Below are 18673 nucleotides of genomic sequence, written 5' to 3' on the forward strand. Positions count from 1 at the left end.
GAACGAGCCCGCCGTTCCCACTGGGGAGGGCGGGCTCGTTCGTCTGCGCCTCGAGGTGGCCTACGACGGCACGGACTTCTCCGGGTGGGCTCGGCAGCCCGGCAGGCGCACCGTGCAGGGGTCGCTGGAGGAGGCGCTGGCGACGCAGCCGCCCGGCGCGGCGGTGCCGCGGTCGGTGGTCGTCGCGGGCCGGACGGACGCCGGCGTGCACGCGGCGAGGCAGGTCGTGCACGTCGACGTGGAGCCCTACGAGGGGCAGCCGACGTCGCGCAGGCTCACCGTGGACAAGCGCGGGCTGCCCGACCTGGACCGCATGCGCCACCGGTGGAATCGGCTGCTGCCGCCGGACGTGCGCGTGCTCGAGGTCGCTCCCGCCCCGGACGGTTTCGATGCCCGGTTCTCCGCCGTCCGGAGGCACTACCGCTACCAGGTGTCCGACGCGCCGTGGGGCGTCGATCCGCTGCGCCGCAAGGACACGCTGGCCTGGAACCGCCCGCTGGACGTCGACGCCCTGCAGGAGGCTTCTCAGGCGTTGCTGGGGCTGCAGGACTTCGCCGCCTACTGCAAGCAGCGTGAGGGCGCGACGACGGTGCGGGAGCTGCAGCGGTTCACGTGGCGTCGCGTCGGTGAGTACGACGTGCACGCCGAGGTGTCGGCCGATGCGTTCTGCCACTCCATGGTGCGCAGCCTCGTCGGGGCTGTGCTGATGGTCGGTGACGGCAGGCGCGACGTCGACTGGCCGCACCGGGTGCTGGACAGCCGGGTGCGCGCCAGCTCGGTGGCGCCTGCCCACGGGTTGACGCTCGTCGCGATCGACTACCCGCCGGACGACGAGCTCGCCGCCCGCGCCGAGCAGACCCGCAACGTTCGCGACGCCCTCTGACGCGAAAAGGCCCCCAAGGGCACTTTGGTTGCGTTGAGTGCGACAGAACGTCCCCTCGCACAGGGCCGCGGGCTTCGTAGGACGGGGACCGCGGGGCGGGCCGACCGGGGCGCATGAGGGGAAGATTCGTTGCGTTGAGTGCGACCAAGGTGCCCTTGGGGGCACTCGACGAGTGCGCCCAAGGGTGGTCGGCGGGCTGTCAGTCGCCTCGGCGGATGGGGCCGAGGATCGCCTGCTCCTTGTTCGTCGTGACGAGTCGCAGCGGGCGCCACAGGTTCCGGCCGAGGGCCACCACCTGGTCGTCCTTCAACGTCGTCAGCTGACGGGTCATCTGCTGCGGCAGTCGCCAGATCTGCGCGGCCAGGTCTGCCTGTCCCGCGGGCAATCGCTGCATCAGCACCAGATCGGCGCCGTTGGCGACCGCCGTGGCCTGCGGGTGCAGGTACGGCAGCACGTACACCGTCGTCTGCCACGGCGAACGCGGCGGGAACAGGTCCTGCGGTGTGGGCCCGCCGTCGTTGACGACCAGCAGCGGTGCGTCCTCCGACGGCCGTGGCAGTTCGACGGGCGAGAGCCTGCGGATCTGCACCAGCGGCGACGGCTGGCCGTCCCGCTGCGTGCCCGCGGCCTGCTGCAGCACGTGCCACGCGGCGGGCCGGCCCGTGGCGACGATGCACCACGCACCGACGGCCATCGCGCGCATCGCCACCTGCCGCGCCAGGTAAAGCCCGCCGACCACCACGATGCGCGTGGGCACCGATCGCAGCGCGGAGACCGTCAGCGGCTCGCCCTGCAGGCCGGAGCCGAGGATGATGCCGCCGCGGTCACCGGACGGGCTCACGGCGTCGAGCAGCGCCGGGTCCGCGACGAACTCGGGTGCGACCCCGTCGACCTTGGTGGGGTCCTGAAGCCGGGTCATGCGGTGCCTCCCAGCGGGATCGTCGCCGCCAGTCCGTCGGTCTGCTTTCCGCGCAGCGGGGTCAGCGAGACGCCGACCTTGTCCGCCAGGGTGCCGAGCCGCTGGTCGGCGGCGTCGAGCTCACGCGGGTTGCGGGCGCTGACGCGGACGATGCCGCGCAGGGTGACCTTGCCTTCGTCCTCGGCGGGCGAGATCGCCATGCCGACCGTGGACGACAGCGCGCGCACACTGGTCAGGGCGTTCAGGTTCTGCGTGACCTTGCCCTTGGGCCAGCCGGTGATGGCGTAGCTGGCGTGGCCGATGCCCGCGGCCGTGACGCCCGTCCACTTCTCCTTGAGCGACACCTTCTGGCCCGAGCCCACGACGCCGGTGAGCTCGGCGGCGGAGATGCCGGCGCGGAGCAGCTCGTCGGCGTCCAACGGGCGGGTGGGCACCCCGTTCGACTCCAGGGCGTTGCGAACACGCGAGAGCGCACCCATCAGGGCGCGGTGCGCACCGACGACACCGCCGCCACGCTCCTGGACGGCGGCGGCGCACCGCTTCGGGTCCAGCCGCAGCGAGATCCACGTCGTCCGCCGCGCCGCCGCGGGGAGCGGGCCGAGGACCTCCATGTACGAGCTGAGGGCGGGCGAGTCGGAGGGCAGTGCGGCGCTGCCCGGGTAGCAGTGCCACGTCATCTGGATGGAGTCGAGCACCACACCGCGGTCTTCGAGACACGGTGCGAGCGCCGACAGCGGCAGGCTGGGCGCGCCGCCCGCCTGCGTGATCAGCGCCGGCGTCGGTTCGACGAGCAGCACCGCCGTCCAGGTGCCGTCGTGCCAGGCGAGGCCGACGTCGGAGTGCTCGTGGTCGTTGCCGTGTGCCACGACCAGGCCGGGAATCGCCAGCCGCAGCAGGTTGACGCGGACGTCGTCGTCGCCGATGACCGTCTCCTCCTCGTCGGCCACCGTTTCGATGGACTTCGGAGGCGGCGGTGTCGCCGTCCTGGCGCGCGAGCGGAACGTGTACCGCGACGTCAGGCCGGCCCACTGCGTGAACCACTGGCCGTGCCAGCGCAGCAGTGCCAGGACGACCGTCACGCCGAGGACACCGGCGCCGACCCACAGCAGCGACTCGTTGATCGCCACCAGGACCAGCCCGATGGCGAGCCCGACCTCGATCAGCACGATGTTCATCACCGGCAGTGGGCCGAGGCTCGCACCGAGCATCCGCTTGCGGGCGGGCGGTGCGTTCCGGGGCTGCGGTTCCGGAGGCTTCGGCGGTTCCGGCGGTGTCGGTTCGGGGCCGCCGGAACCGTGCGGACCGCTGGGCCCACCGGGACCCCCCGGCCCACCGGGACCGCCGGGGCCACCCGGCCCGCCGCCACCGGGGCCCTTCGGCCCACCGGGACCCGCCGGGCCGTTCGGGCCACCGGGGCCGGGGCCCTTGTCGGGACCCCCGGGGCCGCCGGGCCCCTGGGGACTGCCACCGGGACCCGCAGGGCCGCTCGGCTTGGGCGGTCCACCGGGACCACCCGGGCCGTTCGGCCCGCCGGGGCCGCCAGGTCCGCCGGGGCCACCGGGACCGGGCCGTCCTGGACCCGGCTTACCGGGCCCACCGGGGCCCGCTGGAGCCCCCGGTCCGCCGGGACCTGCCGGCCGGTTCGGGCCCGCAGGCGCACCGGGCCCCCCTGGACCGGGCCTGCCGGGACCGCCGGGTCCACCGGGTCCGCCCGGGCCGGGCCGTCCGGGACCTCCGGGTCCCTGCGGGCGCTGCGGTCCCGGGCCCTGCGGCCTCCCTCCCGGAGGCGGGCCCGATGAACGTGGAGTGGTGACGGACATCCGCTGGCTTCTTCCCCTCTTGTCCCTCGCGTGTGCCCGGTCGGCCGCAGGCGAAGCCTGGTTTGTCCGCTGCGGGACGCGTGTGACGGTCACGCAGCGGAAACAGCCATCCCGGGGAGTCGCAGACTAGCGGGTGTTGGTAGAAACCAACACCAGCCGGTCCTGCACGGCTATCCTGCGGGACCGTATCGCGATGGGGAGGCAGTGGGGCGAGAATGCCGTCAACACCGACAACAAAGTCACAGGTTCAGGCGTACCGGTTCGTGCTGCGGAGGATGCAGTCGGCGCTGGTGCGCAAGGACCCGGTCATGCTGCACGACCCGATGCGGACCCATGGACGTGCCACGACGGTCGGCGTCGTCCTCGGCGCGCTCGGCTGCCTCGGTTTCCTCGTGTTCGGCATTTTCAAGCCGGCGCCGAAGGTGCCCGACAGCGGCATCGTCATCAGTGAGCAGTCCGGCCAGGTCTACGTGGTGCATCAGGCGCAGGGCGGTGACAAGCGGCTCATCCCGACGTTCAACGTCGCGTCGGCGAAGCTGCTGAGCATGGCTCAGGCCCAGCAGGGCAGCGAGGGCGGCGAAGGCGGGGGACAGCTGCCGCAGGCGCCCGAACCCGGTGACCTCGAACCGCAGGTCGTGCCCGACACGCAGCTGGTCGACATCGGCCGCGAACGACTGCGGGGCATTCCGGACGGTCCACCCCTGCTGCCGACCGGTGAGCAGGCGATCGGCCAGCAGTGGGCCGTCTGCGACAACCTGAACTACGACAGTTCGCTGCCCGATCAGACCGCGCGGCAGGAAGCCGTGGTCAAGAGCCAGGTGCTCGCGGGTGAGTCCGGTGGCTCCTCACGCGACGAACTGCCGCGAAACCAGGCCATCCTCGCCAAGGCCTCGAAGGGCGACGACGGCACCGTCTACCTGATCTACCGGCAGGCGGACACCCAGGCCGGTCAGGGCGACGCGGTGAAGGCGCCGGTCAACATGGCACCCAACGACCCCATCGTGAACGCGTTCGGACTGAGCGAGGACGGCATCCGCAACATGTCGCCGAGCCTGCTGGAAGCGATCCCGAACGCGTCGGGTGAGCTGATCGCCCCCGACGTCCCCGGCGCGGGCAGCTCGCCGCAGGACTTCGACGTGGCTTCGGCGCGGATCGGATCGGTCCTCGAGGTCCAGGACGCGGGTTCGACGACCTACTACGTCGTGCTGCAGCAGGGCGTCCAGGAGATCAACGAGGGTGCGGCCAGCGTCCTCCTCGCCGCCGATGAGAACGCCGCGACGGCGCGGCGCGTCGGGCCCGGTGGGATCGCCAGCGCGCCCAAGGTGGCCGAGGGTGACCAGGGCTGGCTCGAGCTCGACCACCTGCCGGTGACCGGTGACCTGGAGGTCGTCGACCAGGAGCTGACCCCGCACACCTGCCTCGGCTGGAGCGTCGAGGGTGAGGGCCGTGCCCGGGACTCGGTCACGAGGCTGTACGTGCACAACACCTCGCCGCTGCCGAACGGGGCGAACCCGATCGACGTCAGCACCCCGGCGCCCGACGGCTACAACCAGGTCGACCAGTTCTACATGCAGCCGGGGCACGCGGCGGTCGTCCGCGCGGCGACCACGCAGGAGACGTTCGACGGCGGGCCGCTGCAGTTGGTCTCCGACCGCGGTATCCGCTACAGCATCCCGGACGTGACGACGGCCGAGTGGCTCGGCCTGTCCGGGAACATGTTCAAGGCGGCACCGGAGACGATCCTGAAGATGCTGCCCGCGGGCTCTTCGCTGAACTACCAGGACGTGCGCCAGACGTACGACTCGGTGCAGGTGCGGACGCCCGGAGTCGAGAACGGAGCGGCCGCCGCAGGCGGCTGACCTGATCTCGTCCAAGGCCCTGTGACGTCGGCTCTGTGACGTCGGCCCTGTGTCGTCGGCCCCGTGATGTCGGCGCTGTGATCGTGGCCCCGTGAGCTCGCTTCGCCGAGCCGCGGGGCCACGGTCGTGTCGTATCGGGTTCGGTCCGGACGGGCTCGCGGCCCGGAGGGTGGGGCAGCGCGAGCACCTCGGCGTGCCGAGATGCCTCGCAAGCGCGGGAGGCGGCTTCCGGGTCACGTCCGGTGCCGCGGAGGCGTCCCAGGCGCCCTCCAGGGGCGGGAAACGGGCCAGCGGCGTGAGATGGGGCCCGGAACGTCCCGGAAGTGCTTGGCACGCCTAGGAGGCGGCGAGAGGCACAGGTAGGTCTGGGGCGGGTCGCGGGGGCTGGACAGCCCGGCAGGCAGGACGCGCCGGCACGGCGCACACGAGCCGGCACGGCCCCGATGAGCCCGGCACAGACCGGAAAAGCGCGCCACAGACCGGAAAAGCCCGCCACAGACCGGAAAAGCCAGGCACACCGGAAGAGCCCGATAACGGCCGGACGCGGGCCGGCAGCTTCGGACGTGTCCGACGGCGCCGCATCCGGGAGCCGGTGGCACGTGGCTCGTCACAGTCAGCGGCCCGGGCCGCACGTGGGGCGGCCCGGGCCGGATGCTCGGGTGGTCACGGCCGGCCGGTTCGGCAGGCCCTGGTGGATCAGCCGGGTGAGCCGGAGGACGGCGCCTTGGCCGACGGGGCGGCAGTCTTCTGCCTGCGCCGCACGGTGTGCACGACGAACATCGTCACGCCGAGGGCCACCAGTGCGCCGGCGGAGCCGGTGACGGCCACGGCGAACGGTGTCCAGTTGGGCACGTTCGCGGGCGGCAGGTCGTCGGGCAGCGGCTGCTGTTGGATCGGCTGGATGCCCATCTCAGTGGGCACGTCGGCGGTCAGTGCGGCGACGGGGTCGATGACGCCGTCGCCGATGTACTGATCGTGGCCGTCGGGCGTGGCCGGGTGGTGCGCGGTGTACTTGATGCGCTCCATGACCTGGGTGGCGTTGAGGTCGGGGTACATCTGCCGCACCAGGACGGCCAGTCCCGAGACGTACGGTGCCGCGAAGCTCGTGCCTTCGATCGGGGCCGCATTGCCACTGGGGTCGATCGTCTGGTTGACGATGCGGTCCGAGTCCTCCGCCGGGTCCAGGGAGATGATCTTCGTGCCGGGCGCGGCGACGCCGACCCACGGGCCGTTCATGCTGAACGGCGCGGTGCCTTCCTCGCCGGTCGCGGCCACCGACAGCACGTGGTCGGCGAACACCGGCGGCGAGACGACCGAGTTGAGCTTGCTGGGGTCCGAGTCGGTGTTCTGCTGGCAGTTCTCGCCGACGTTGCCCGCCGCGCTCACGACGACGACGTCCTTCTCCTTGTGCGCGTACTTCACCGCAGCCTGGAGCTTCTGGTTCTCGACGTCGATGTTCTCCGAGTACGGCTGGCAGTTGTTGATCGACACGTTCATGACGCTGCCGGGCGCCGTGTCGGCTGCCTTGATGATCGCGGCCGCGAGTGTGGCGAGTGTGCCGGCGCCCTCGTCGCTGTCGGCCTGCCGCTGTGACGTCCCCGTGGCCGACGACTCGCCGGTGCCGGCGTCACCGCCGCCACCGTCCTGGCCACCGGCGTCACCACCGCCGCCGTCACCGCCTGCGCCGCCGTCACCGCCTGCGCCGCCGTCACCGCCGTCCTGGCCGCCGCCGGCGCCGTCACCACCGTCGCCGCCGCCGTCGCCGCCCGGTTCGGGCTGCTCCGGCTCCTCGCTCTTCTCGTAGTACTGGCTGGACTGGCGGATCGCGTTGATCTGCACGTGCGGTGCGACGCCCTGGAATCCGATGTCCGGTGGGGTGTTCGCGCCGATGATGCCTGCGACCTCGGTGCCGTGGCCGTCGCAGTCGACGACACCGGGACCGCCGTCCTTCAGGACGTATTCGCCGACGCCGTTGACCCTGCTGTTGCCGTCGGGGCCCGCCAGGTACGGGTGGCCGTCCTCGACACCGGTGTCGATCACGGTCACCGTCTGTCCGTCGCCCGGCTGCTTGCCCTCGGCGGCCAGGATGCGGTGGGCCTCCTCGAGGCGCAGGTACAGCTGGCCCCACGGTGCCTGCCGGAGGCGGTCGGCCTCTTCGAGTTCGGCGGCCTGCACACACTCGGTGTTGCGTGTGTAGGTCTCATTCGGACCGTCGAGTTTCAGCGAACCGACGGGCGGGAGATTGGTGTCGGGCGGGGGAGACCAGCTGTCGGCCTGGGCGGCCGCGGGCAGTGCCGGGACGAGCGCCGTCGTGGCGCCGATGGCCGCGGTGAGCAGCATCGCCGAGATCCGGCGCGCCGATCCGGTCCGGGAACCGGTGCCGACCCGGCCCGCTGGTCTCGACCCGGTGACGTGTGGACCGACCGAACGCACCCGAAACCCCCTTGACGTCTGTTTCCGTGCCTGCACGTGTCGCTGTGGCTGCACCTGTTCGGCGTGCCGGTGCGGGCGGCCGGCGCCCGCACCGGTGTCAGCCGAGTAGATCGAGGTGGCGGAAGAACGAGTACAGGCCCATGACCGCCAGCGCCAGCGGCAGTACCGCCGCGATGCAGATGGCCTCCAGGATGTCGACCGTGCGCCGCACCGGCGGCGAGAACCGCTGGTTGGGGATCACGACACCCAGCACGACCGAACCCGCGGCGATCACGGCGAACGCCACGGTCGCCCACAGCAGCTGGTCGAACGGCTCCGCGCCCTGCAGCCAGCCGATGAGGATGCCTGCGGCGGAGACCATGCCGGTGACCAGCAGCGCGACGGCCTGTGCGCCGTTGGCGTAGGTGCGGGCGCGCAGCAGCAGCACGACCGTGGCCACGGCACCGGTGAGAATGCCCCAGATGTCGCCGGAGGTCGCGGTGAGCATCGCCGCGAGCGCGGTGACGGCACCGCAGCCGACGAGCAGGCCCGTCATGTAGTTGTGCGCGGAGCTGGTGCGCTGCTCGATGTCGGAGTAGTCCGGGATCTCGGAGTCTTCCTTGAGCTCGTCGGCCGTGCCGGGAACGGTCGGCAGCGGCAGCTTCGCGAGCCAGATCGTCGCGCGGGGGAGCATGGAGATGCAGCCGAGCGCCACGGCGGCCGTGCCGGCGGCGATGCCGGGCGCCGGGTGGTCGACGAGCGTGGCGACGAGGAACGAGAGGACACCGAACACGCCGGCGGTCGCGGCGGCGATGAAGGTCGTCAGGCCCGTGCCCATGATCATGATCGAGGCGGCGGCGACCACGACCACGAGCGCGCTGCCCAGCAGCAGGTTCGGCCGGACCGAGACGTCCAGCGGAACGATGAAGAACCCGGCGACGAACGCCATCGGCAGGCCGCCCGCGGCGGAGATCAGCACGCCCGTCGAGATGGCCTGGTAGGCGCGGACCAGGGTGGCGCCCAGCGCGACGCACGCGACGGCCAGCACACCGCCTGCGATCGCGGCGAACAGCGCGTAGCCGCCGATGCCGCCGAGGAACAGCGCCAGCGCGGCGAGCACGGCCGACAGGCCGCCCGCGGCGTGGCCGATCTTGCGGGCGGTTTCCTTGCTCCACGGCCGGAAGCCGTCCGGGTCGGCCTCGGCGATGGCGTCGACGACGTCGTCGTAGAGCGGTGGCGGAGGGTTCTCGTTGCGCTTGCGCAGCTGCAGCAGCTCGCCGTCGACGACACCGAGAGAGGCGAGCGTGCGGCTCGGATCGAGCGGTGCGTCGCCCAGCTTGGCCAGCGCCCAGCCGCCGTGCCGAGCGCCGCCGTCGGGAGAGACCTCCTTGGCCATCTCCAGCAGCATCGGCATCAGGTCCGCAACGGCCACGTCGGCCGGCAGTGCGACGTCGATGCGGGTGCTCGGTGCGACCACCGTGACCCGGCTGAATACGGTCGTGCCCGTTGCCACCTGTTGTCCCCCTACTTGGATGTTCGCTGACCCGGTACTTATACCGCGCACGGGAACTTACCGTTCGCCCGCCCGGACGACTACGGCTACCTCACGCGCAGCTGCGGATGTGTGCCGTTTCTAGCGCACCCGGCGCCGCGATGGGACGGATTCGCTCCAGGCGGCAGTGACTTCGCCGGTCTGTGGATCGCCGGTTGCTCTCGTTCGCTACCGTGTGGTCTCGGCCAGCTCGTGGCCGGTCGCACGGCGACTTGATCAGCCGAGTTGAAGAGGGGTCTTTTCGGTGAGCACGCTGCAGTTCAAGCGGTCGCCACGTCTTGCTGCGCCCCGCCCGCCGGGCGGCGAGGTCCATCTCGAGCCGCCGCCAGAGGTGCCCCGCGCAATTCCGGGCAACATCATGATGAAGATCCTGCCGGTCGTCATGATCGTGGCGATGCTCGGCATGGTCGGCCTGATCATGGTGCCGCGGCTGCAGGAGGGGCAGGCGCCGAGCCCGTTCATGCTGATGATGCCGATGATGATGATCATGTCGATGGTCGGCATGTTCGCAGGTGGCGGCAAAGGGGGAGGCGGCCAGAAGAAGGCCGAGATGAACGAGGACCGCAAGGACTACCTGCGGTACCTCGGCCAGATGCGCGAACGCGCCCGCGAGGCGATGGAGGAGCAGCGCGCCTCGCTGGAGTGGGTGCACCCGGATCCGCAGACGCTGTGGTCGATGGCGGCCACGCGCCGGATGTGGGAGCGCAGGCAGAACGACCAGGACTTCCTTCACCTGCGGGTCGGCCGCAGCGCGCACCGGCTGGCGACGCGCCTGGTGCCGCCGCAGACCGGCCCCGTCGACGAGCTGGAGCCGATCGCCACGCTGGCGCTGCGCCGATTCGTGCGGGCGCACTCGATCGTCCCGGACCTGCCGACGCAGATCACCCTGCGCGGGTTCGCGGCCGTCGGCGTGCAGGGGGAGCGCGAGCTCGTCCGCGGGCTGACGCGTGCGGCGCTGGCGCAGCTCGTCACGTTCCACAGCCCGGAGGACGTGCTCATCGCGGTCGCGTCGACCGGTCGGTCGAAGGCGGAGTGGGAGTGGGCCAAGTGGCTGCCCCACAGCCAGCACCCGACGCTGTCGGACGGCATCGGCCAGCTGCGCATGATGGCCGGTTCGCTCGCGCAGATCGAGCAGTGGCTGGAGGAGGAGCTGCGCGACCGGCAGCGGTTCTCGCGCAACGCCACGCCGCCACCGGACCAGCCCCACATCGTGATCGTGCTCGACGACGCCGACGTCACCGGCGAGGAGCGGATCCTGCTGGAGGAGGGCCTGGTCGGCGTCACGCTGGTCGACCTGTCCGACACGATCGGCAACCTCGCCGCCCGCCGTGGTCTGCGCCTGGTCGCCGAGCCCGAGCGGCTCGGTGCACGCAGCGCGGGCGGTGTCGAGTGGTTCGGCGCGCCCGACACGCTCAGCCTCGTCGAGACCGAGGCGCTCGCGCGGAAGCTGTCGCCGTACCGCATCGGCACGGCGGCCGCCGAGGACGGTGAGGAACAGCCGCTGCTGTCCAACCCGTCGCTGCTCGAACTGCTGGGTATTCCCGGCGACCCGATGACGTTCGACGTGCAGCAGGCGTGGCGGCCGCGCCCGGTGCGCGACCGTTACCGCGTGCCGTTCGGCGTCGGCGAGATGGGCCAGGCGGTCGAGCTGGACATCAAGGAAGCCGCGATGGAGGGCATGGGCCCGCACGGCCTGTGCATCGGTGCGACCGGTTCCGGTAAGTCCGAGTTCCTCCGCACCCTCGTGCTGGGCATGCTGGCCACACACTCGTCGACGTCGCTGAACTTCGTGCTCGTCGACTTCAAGGGTGGTGCGACGTTCCTCGGTCTGGACAAGGCACCGCACGTGTCGGCGGTCATCACCAACCTCGCCGACGAGGTCACGCTGGTCGACCGTATGAAGGACGCGCTGGCCGGTGAGATGAACCGCCGGCAGGAGGCGCTCAAGAACGGCGGCAACTTCAAGAACGTCTGGGAGTACGAGAAGGCCCGCGAGAACGGTGCCGACCTCGATCCGCTGCCCGCGCTGTTCATCGTCGTCGACGAGTTCTCCGAGCTGCTGAGCGAGAAGCCCGACTTCATCGAGCTGTTCGTCGCAATCGGCCGGTTGGGCCGGTCGCTGCAGATGCACATGCTGCTGGCCTCGCAGCGCCTCGAGGAGGGCAAGCTGCGTGGTCTGGACTCGCACCTGTCGTACCGGATCGGCCTGAAGACGTTCTCGGCCGCGGAATCACGCGCCGCGATCGGTGTGCCGGACGCGTTCGAGCTGCCGTCGGTGCCCGGCGGCGGTTACCTCAAGTACGACACGTCGACGCTCGAACGGTTCAAGGCCTCGTACGTGTCCGGTCCGTACCGGCCCGCCGGCATCAAGGCCGCGGCGCCGGGCGCGAAGGTCGTGCGCGCCGACAAGCGGCCGCAGCTGTTCGTGCCGGACTACATCGAACTGCCCAAGGAACCGGAACCCGAACCGGAGCCGGAACCGGAACCGCAGCAGCCCGAGTCCGAGGAGGCCGTGGAGCCGAGTGAGCTCGACGTCATCGTCGGCAGGCTCGTCGGCCAGGGCCCGCCCGCTCACGAGGTGTGGCTGCCGCCGCTGACCGAGCCGAACTCGCTCGACACGTTGCTGCCGAACCTCAACCCCACCGAGGAACGCGGCCTGTCCCCGGTCGGGTTCTTCGGCAACGGCAAGCTGCAGGTGCCGCTGGGCATCGTCGACCGTCCCTACGAGCAGCGGCGCGACCCGATGTGGGCGGACTTCTCCGGTGCCGCGGGCCACGGCGCGATCGTCGGCGGCCCGCAGTCGGGCAAGTCGACGCTGCTGCGGACGCTGATCATGTCGATGGCGCTGACGCACACGCCGCAGGAGGCGCAGTTCTACGCGATCGACCTCGGCGGCGGCACGCTCGCCTCGCTGGACGGCCTGCCGCACGTCGGCGGTGTCGCCGTGGCGAGGCGGGATCCGGACAAGGCCCGCCGGATCGTCGCGGAGCTGACGACGCTCGCCAACGAGCGCGAGTCGCGGTTCGGCGAAATGCAGGTCGACTCGATGGCCGACTTCCGCAACCGCAAGCGCCGGGGTGACATCACCGCGGATCAGGACGCCTTCGGCGACGCGTTCCTCGTCGTCGACGGCTGGCGTGCCCTGCGGGACGACTTCGAGGAGCTGGAACCGCAGATCACGAAGCTCGCGGTGCAGGGCCTGGCCTACGGCGTTCACGTGGTCATCGCCTCGAACCGGTGGGCCGACATCCGCCCGGCGATCAAGGACATGCTCGGTACGCGGTTCGAGCTGCGACTGGGTGACCCGACGGAGTCCGACATCGACCGCCGCACCGCGGTGAACATCCCCGCAGGAAGGCCGGGTCGTGGTCTGACCCGCGACAAGCTGCACTTCCTCGGTGGACTGCCGCGGATCGACGGGTCGAGCGACGACGAGACCATCGGTGAGGGTGTGAGCGACGCCGTCGCGAAGATCAACGCCGCGTGGCACGGCCCGCACGCGCCGCAGGTGCGGCTGCTGCCGGAGCTCATGCCGTACGAGGACGTGCTGGCGATGGACAACCGCCGCGACTCGAAGCTGGTGCCGATCGGTGTCAACGAGGACGAGCTGGCGCCCGTGTACCTCGACTTCGACGCGGATCCGCACTTCCTGGCCTACGCCGACGGCGAGTCCGGCAAGACGAACCTGCTGCGGCAGATCGTCCGCGGCATCACCGACCGGTACACGCCGAAGGAAGCGGTGCTGATCCTCGTCGACTACCGGCGCACGATGCTCGGGTTCGTCGAGGGCGACCAGGTGCTGTCGTACGTGGTCTCGGCCAACCAGCTCGAAGGCATCGTCAAGGAGGTCACCGGGTCGATGCAGAAGCGGCTGCCCGGCCCGGACGTCACGCCGCAGCAGCTCAGGGACCGTTCGTGGTGGCAGGGGCCGGAGCTGTTCGTGGTCGTCGACGACTACGACCTTGTGGCGACGCAGCAGAACAACCCGCTGCGGCCGCTGGGCGAGTACCTGGCCCAGGCGAAGGACGTCGGCCTGCACATGATCGTCGCCCGCCGCACCGGTGGTGCTGCGCGGACCGGTATGGACCCGATCCTCGGCAAGCTCAAGGAGCTGGCGATGCCTGGCATCGTCATGAACGGTTCCAAGGACGAGGGCCAGCTGCTCGGCAACGTCAAGGCCGGGCCGATGCCTCCGGGCCGCGGCAACCTGGTCAGCCGCAAGGTGGGCAAGCAGCTCATGCACGTCTCGTGGATCAATCCCGAGTGATCACCGCGATGTCGGACCGGTCACCGGTCGCCTCTGACATCGGAGGCGGCCGGTGACTTTTCGCGTCGCGATCGATTTCGGCACGTCCAGCACCTGTGTGGTGGCCGCGATCGGCGAACGGCAGCCGCAGGTCGTCGTGATCGACGGCCAGCCGCTCATGCCGTCCGCGGTGTACGCGCACAGCGACGGCACGCTGTTCGTCGGGCAGGAGGCGGAACGCCAGGCCGCGGTCGACCCCGCGCGATTCGAGCCGACCCCGAAGCGGCGCATCGACGAAGGCGAACTGCTGCTGGGCGACACGGTGCTGCCGGTCGTCGACGTGGTCCGCACGGTGCTGTCGCGGGCGGTGGGCGAGGCGCGCAGACTCGCGGCGAACGCCGATGTCGACCTGCTCGTGCTGACCCATCCCGCCGACTGGGGCGCGGTGCGCACGCGACTGCTGCGGCAGGCGGCGTCCGGGCTGGGTCACGAGGTGGCGCTCGTGCCGGAACCGGTGGCGGCCGCGGTGTTCCACGCGGCGACCTACACGCCCGCGAAGGGCGAGAACCCGGAGAAGACCGTCGCGTTCACGGGCACGCCCGGTGACACGCTGGCCGTGTTGGACTTCGGCGGCGGCACGATCGACGTCAGCGTGGTGCGCAGGACGGAGTCGCAGCAGCGGCGGACGGCGTTCGAGGTGCTCGCGACTCGCGGTGATCCGGGGTTCGGTGGTGCGGACATCGACCAGGCGTTGCTCGAGCACGTCGGGTCGCTCGTGCCCGCAGCGGACCGTGAGGCGTGGGACGAGCTGGTGCAGGGCCGTGAGCTGGCGGATCGCAGGCGCAGACGGGTGCTCCGGCAGGACATCCGTGGCGCGAAGGAGACGCTGTCGCGTCACGCCTACACCGACGTGCCGATGCCCCCGCCGTTCGCCGACGCGCACGTCACGCGTGAGCAGCTCGAGGAACTGATCGCCTCGCCGCTCGGCAGGGCGGTCGAGTTGACGCTCGCGACGATCGAGGATGCGAAGCTGCGGGCCAAGCAGCTGACGGCGATCTTCCTGGTGGGCGGGTCGAGCCGGATCCCGATGATGTCCCGGCTGGTGCACGAACGCACGGGCGTGGTGCCGACGACGCTCGACCAGCCGGAAACGGTAGTGGCTCGCGGTGCGCTGCGGGCGGTGCAGGTGATCCCCGACCGCGGCGGCGCCGTGCCGGGTGCGCTGCCGGGCCGTGGCAGTGAGACCACGACGGTCGTCGGCCGGGACGAGGCGGACCGGGCCGTGCAGGGCAGGCCGGCTTCGGGACCGGTGGGTTCCGGCCAAGCGGGGCAGGTACCGCGGGGCGCGCCGGGGCGGCAGGCCGGCCGGTCGCAGGGCTGGCACGGCGGACCGAATCCGCAGGCACCACATCCGGCAGGTCCGAACCAGCAGGTCGGTGGCCAGCAGGGCCCGCAGGCACGGTCGGCTGCGAACCCGTCCGCAGCGCCGGGACCGAACCATCAGGCACCGGGACGTCCGCAGGCGTATCCGCCGAGCGGGCCGCTGCCGCACCAGCAACCGAGCGGGCAGCAGCCGCAACCGGGTGGTCAGCACCAGCAGTCGGCGCCGTACGGCCCATTCGGTCAGCAGCCGTCGCAGGGTTTCGGCCAGCAGCCGGGCCCGCAGACCGCCGACGGCGGTGACGGTGAGGGCCGGCCGAAGCGGAAACGTCGCGGGCTGGTGTGGTCGACGGCCGCCGTCTTCACAGTGCTCGTGGCCGGTGCGGCGGGCTGGTTCTTCTTCCTGCGGGACGACCGGCCGCCCGGTACGGAGATCGCGCGGTTCTCCTACTCGTTCGTGGCCCCCGAGGGCTGGGAGAAGGTCCTCGAGGACACCCAGCGCGCGAGGGTCGCGTTCGCTCCGGAGGGCTCGGACGGCTCGGACCGGGTCGTCGTCCAGCAGATCGAGCAGGACTTCGATGCGGGCGAGCAGCATCGGCAGCTCTACGACACGCTGCGGGCCGACGCCGACCAGGCGAACGCGCAGAGCCCCGGCAAGTACCGCAATTTCCGCCAGCACCACACCTATGCGGACAAGGACACCATCTACTACGAGGAGTTCCCGTCCGAGGGCGTGGTCATCAAGTGGTACGTCCAGGCCAACGGCAGGGCGCAGGTCAGCATCGGATGCCGCGTCGTGGAGATGAAGCAGCGGCTCGAATCGGGCTGCAACCAGATCGTCGGCACGTTGGAGTTCACCAACTGACGCCCGATGGCGGCCTGCAGGGGCCTTGCACTGCGGCTGCGGGAGTCTCGTTCGCAAACTGCGGGAGTCGCGTTTGCGAATCAGCGTTGTCGCATTCGCAAACCACGGCCGGAGAACCCGGGAATCGATCCTCCGCCGGTAACCCGTCCGTGGTCGCAGGCCCTTCGAAAACGAATGCAAATGACCGTACGTATGGTTCTGACCTGCGAAAACACGACCGGTTCCTGCTGGTTCCAACCAGTTGCGTTTACGGGAGCAACTACTTCCCAGTCCGGTGGGACATCGTGGAACCGATCGTGGCAGGGTCTTCGTCGTAGGGTCAGTACGAACGAGGAAGTACTCGACCGAACCACTTACGAAGGGGGTCATTCCCAATGGCTGGCGGTTTTGCAGGTACACCGGAGCAGTTCCAGAAGGCGTTCCAGGACGTGTCCGAGACCAAGGGGCAGATGGACGCCAACATGCAGAAGCTGCGTTCGAACATCGAGGCCACGTCGGCCGGCTGGCAGGGCGAGGCAGCCGGTGCGTTCCAGAACGTGATGGCCGCGTTCGACGAGAAGAACCACAAGCTGAACCAGGCGCTGCAGGACATCGCGGACCTGCTCCAGCAGTCCGGTCACAAGTACCAGCAGGCTGAAGAGGAGCAGAACTCCGCCATCAGCAACATCGGCAACGTTCTCGGCGGCCTCTGAGCAGACGCTCCCACATCCTGATCCACCGCATTTCTTAAACTTTCTCTGGAGGGAAGAAGACCATGGCCGGAATCAAGGTTGATTACGCAACAATCCAGACGGCAGCCGAGGACTGCAAGTCCACCGGCTCGGAGCTGGAGGCCCTGTTCGAGCAGCTGAAGAGCAACCTGGCCCCGCTCACCAGCGAGTGGGAAGGTGACGCCATGGCGGCATGGCAGGAGCTGCAGCAGAACTGGAACAACTCGCTCGACGAGCTGAAGCAGGTTCTCGCGCAGATCGCCACCGCGCTGCCGCAGATCGCCGACTCGTACCAGGGTACGGAGCAGGGCATCAAGGGCATGTTCGGCTGAGACGGCTTCGGCCGAGCAGCTGACGACGCTGTGTTGAGGCGGGTCCGGCGCTGACGCCGGGCCCGCTTTCTCATGTCCGGAGGAGGTGGGCGTGCCACCGGCTCCGGAATCGGCTGCGTGGCGCGTGCCCGAGTGCGCCTTCGGGGCATCGAACACAGCCCCGCGTCGGCGTGCCGTCGAGGGTGGTGGGCCAGCGGGAGGGCCTCAGGTCTTCCCATCGCTGTCGTGCCGTCGAAGTGTGGCCGGCGGGTCGACGGGCGGAATACAGTCACGCGCCGGCGTGCCGTCGAGGGGTGTGGTCGGGTCGGCGTAGTTGAGGTGCCACAGGGGCTTCACTCGGCCCGGCGGTGGTACGTAAAATGCGTCGGCGCCGGATGTCGACGCGCCGGTGCGGCCTCCTCGGCGTGCGGGGCCGCCGACATTAAGATGACCGGCCGACCCGACCCCGCTTCCATGCGCTCCGAAGCGACCGGGTATCTTCGTAGTCTGTGCGCGCGCCGAGTGTTTGCGCCCAGCCCGCACGTACCCACAAGCAATCTTGACGACGAGGTAGACCCTTGCCCACGTACAGCCCTAAGCCCGGCGATGTCACCCGTGCCTGGCACGTGATCGACGCCCAGGACGTCGTGCTCGGCCGGCTCGCGACCGAGGTTGCCACGCTGCTGCGCGGCAAGCACAAGCCGACCTACGCTCCTCACGTGGACACGGGTGACTTCGTCATCATCGTGAACGCCGAGAAGGTCGCCCTCACCGGCAACAAGCGCGAGCAGAAGTTCGCGTACCGCCACAGTGGCTACCCGGGCGGCATGCGCAAGCAGTCGTTCGGCGAGCTGCTGGACCACAAGCCGGAGCGCCTGCTCGAGAAGACCATCAAGGGCATGCTGCCGAAGAACAAGCTCGGCCGTGCCATGGGTAAGAAGCTGAAGGTGTACGCCGGCCCGAACCACCCGCACGCCGCGCAGAACCCGCAGCCGCACGAGATCACCAAGATCGCTCAGGTGACCAAGTGAGTGAGGAACAGCCTGTGACCAGCACCGAGACCGAGGCCGCCACCGAAGCGGCTGTGATGAGCGAGACGCCGGCCGCGCCGAAGCCGTCTCGTGCCGCCGGTGGCACCGCGCAAACGGTCGGCCGGCGCAAGGAGGCCGTCGTCCGGGTGCGCCTCGTGCCCGGCAGCGGCCAGTTCAAGCTCAACGGCAAGCCGCTTGAGGACTACTTCCCGAACAAGGTGCACCAGCAGCTCATCCGTGAGCCGCTGGTCACGGTCGAGAAGCCGGAGTCGTTCGACATCTCCGCGAACCTGCGTGGCGGCGGCCCGTCGGGTCAGGCCGGTGCGCTGCGCCTGGCCATCGCCCGTGCGCTCGCCGAGATCGACGCCGACGACCGTCCGGCGCTGAAGAAGGCCGGCTTCCTCACGCGTGACGCGCGTTCGACGGAGCGTAAGAAGTACGGCCTCAAGAAGGCCCGTAAGGCGCCGCAGTACTCCAAGCGCTGACCTACGGCGAAGGTTTCCGGTCGCGTGCGTCACATGCGCGCGCGGCAACACGCGAAAGCGCCCATCCGATATACGGGTGGGCGCTTTCGCGTGTCCGCACCGGAGTGGCGCGTGTTGCGCTTTCCGGGGGCCGTGTCGCGTTTCCCGGGGGCCGTGTTGCGGCCTCCGGAGCGTGTTGCGTCCTCCGGGTGCGTGTCGCG

At 70.5% G+C, this 18673-nt stretch carries 12 protein-coding genes; 8 read left to right on the top strand and 4 right to left on the bottom strand.

Annotated features, from left to right (window positions below; genetic code table 11):
* The first annotated feature begins 55 nt into the window (after nt 1-55).
* Nucleotides 56-883: a tRNA pseudouridine(38-40) synthase TruA gene (truA, locus tag LY40_RS21850; RefSeq protein WP_258937990.1), complete on the top strand. Its 828-nt coding sequence runs from the start codon at nt 56-58 to the stop codon at nt 881-883.
* A 199-nt stretch (nt 884-1082) separates the two neighbouring features.
* On the opposite strand, the gene LY40_RS21855 is transcribed toward truA, so the two are convergent.
* Nucleotides 1083-1802 (bottom strand): hypothetical protein, encoded by a 720-nt coding sequence (locus LY40_RS21855; RefSeq protein ID WP_258937991.1) that lies wholly within the window; start codon nt 1800-1802, stop codon nt 1083-1085.
* Nucleotides 1799-3010 (bottom strand): type VII secretion protein EccE, encoded by a 1212-nt coding sequence (eccE, locus tag LY40_RS21860; protein WP_183779612.1) that lies wholly within the window; start codon nt 3008-3010, stop codon nt 1799-1801. Before eccE ends, LY40_RS21855 begins: the two co-directional genes overlap by 4 nt.
* Before the next feature lie 827 nt (nt 3011-3837).
* Here eccE and eccB point away from each other — a divergent pair.
* Nucleotides 3838-5481 carry a type VII secretion protein EccB gene (gene eccB, locus LY40_RS21865; protein WP_183779610.1) on the top strand — a complete coding sequence of 548 codons (1644 nt, stop codon included), beginning with the start codon at nt 3838-3840 and terminating at the stop codon, nt 5479-5481.
* A gap of 696 nt (nt 5482-6177) precedes the next feature.
* On the opposite strand, the gene LY40_RS21870 is transcribed toward eccB, so the two are convergent.
* Complete coding sequence (locus tag LY40_RS21870; protein WP_258937992.1) at nt 6178-7821, bottom strand: S8 family serine peptidase; 1644 nt, start codon at nt 7819-7821, stop codon at nt 6178-6180.
* A 190-nt stretch (nt 7822-8011) separates the two neighbouring features.
* Nucleotides 8012-9406, bottom strand: coding sequence for a type VII secretion integral membrane protein EccD (gene eccD, locus LY40_RS21875; protein ID WP_183779606.1), 1395 nt, complete (start codon nt 9404-9406; stop codon nt 8012-8014).
* Between the two features lie 283 nt (nt 9407-9689).
* Between eccD and eccCa the strand changes: the two genes are divergently transcribed.
* The 6 genes from eccCa (at nt 9690) to rpsI (ending at nt 18473) form a co-directional block, all read left to right on the top strand.
* A complete protein-coding gene (gene eccCa, locus LY40_RS21880; protein ID WP_183779604.1) occupies nt 9690-13712 on the top strand; it encodes a type VII secretion protein EccCa in 4023 nt (1340 codons plus the stop codon).
* Between the two features lie 52 nt (nt 13713-13764).
* The gene (locus LY40_RS21885; RefSeq protein WP_258937993.1) at nt 13765-15936 is read left to right on the top strand and encodes a type VII secretion-associated protein; all 2172 of its coding nucleotides are present in this window, start codon (nt 13765-13767) and stop codon (nt 15934-15936) included.
* Between the two features lie 374 nt (nt 15937-16310).
* Complete coding sequence (locus LY40_RS21890; protein ID WP_183779600.1) at nt 16311-16628, top strand: WXG100 family type VII secretion target; 318 nt, start codon at nt 16311-16313, stop codon at nt 16626-16628.
* A 62-nt stretch (nt 16629-16690) separates the two neighbouring features.
* Nucleotides 16691-16978 carry a WXG100 family type VII secretion target gene (locus tag LY40_RS21895; RefSeq protein WP_183779598.1) on the top strand — a complete coding sequence of 96 codons (288 nt, stop codon included), beginning with the start codon at nt 16691-16693 and terminating at the stop codon, nt 16976-16978.
* A gap of 557 nt (nt 16979-17535) precedes the next feature.
* Nucleotides 17536-17988, top strand: a complete 453-nt coding sequence (rplM, locus tag LY40_RS21900; RefSeq protein ID WP_183779596.1) for a 50S ribosomal protein L13 — start codon at nt 17536-17538, stop codon at nt 17986-17988.
* Nucleotides 17989-18002: 14 nt separating this feature from the next.
* The gene (rpsI, locus tag LY40_RS21905; protein ID WP_183779594.1) at nt 18003-18473 is read left to right on the top strand and encodes a 30S ribosomal protein S9; all 471 of its coding nucleotides are present in this window, start codon (nt 18003-18005) and stop codon (nt 18471-18473) included.
* Nucleotides 18474-18673 lie beyond the last annotated feature (200 nt).

This window comes from Prauserella salsuginis (assembly GCF_024648885.1).
In the GTDB taxonomy this organism is placed as follows: domain Bacteria; phylum Actinomycetota; class Actinomycetes; order Mycobacteriales; family Pseudonocardiaceae; genus Prauserella; species Prauserella salsuginis.

Coding starts and splice junctions, on each gene's coding strand:
- LY40_RS21870 (WP_258937992.1), bottom strand. CDS start 7,821: ATGCTGCTCACCGCGGCCATCGGCGCCACGACGGCGCTCGTCCCGGCA.
- eccB (WP_183779610.1), top strand. CDS start 3,838: ATGCCGTCAACACCGACAACAAAGTCACAGGTTCAGGCGTACCGGTTC.
- eccE (WP_183779612.1), bottom strand. CDS start 3,010: ATGCTCGGTGCGAGCCTCGGCCCACTGCCGGTGATGAACATCGTGCTG.
- LY40_RS21890 (WP_183779600.1), top strand. CDS start 16,311: ATGGCTGGCGGTTTTGCAGGTACACCGGAGCAGTTCCAGAAGGCGTTC.
- LY40_RS21895 (WP_183779598.1), top strand. CDS start 16,691: ATGGCCGGAATCAAGGTTGATTACGCAACAATCCAGACGGCAGCCGAG.
- LY40_RS21855 (WP_258937991.1), bottom strand. CDS start 1,802: ATGACCCGGCTTCAGGACCCCACCAAGGTCGACGGGGTCGCACCCGAG.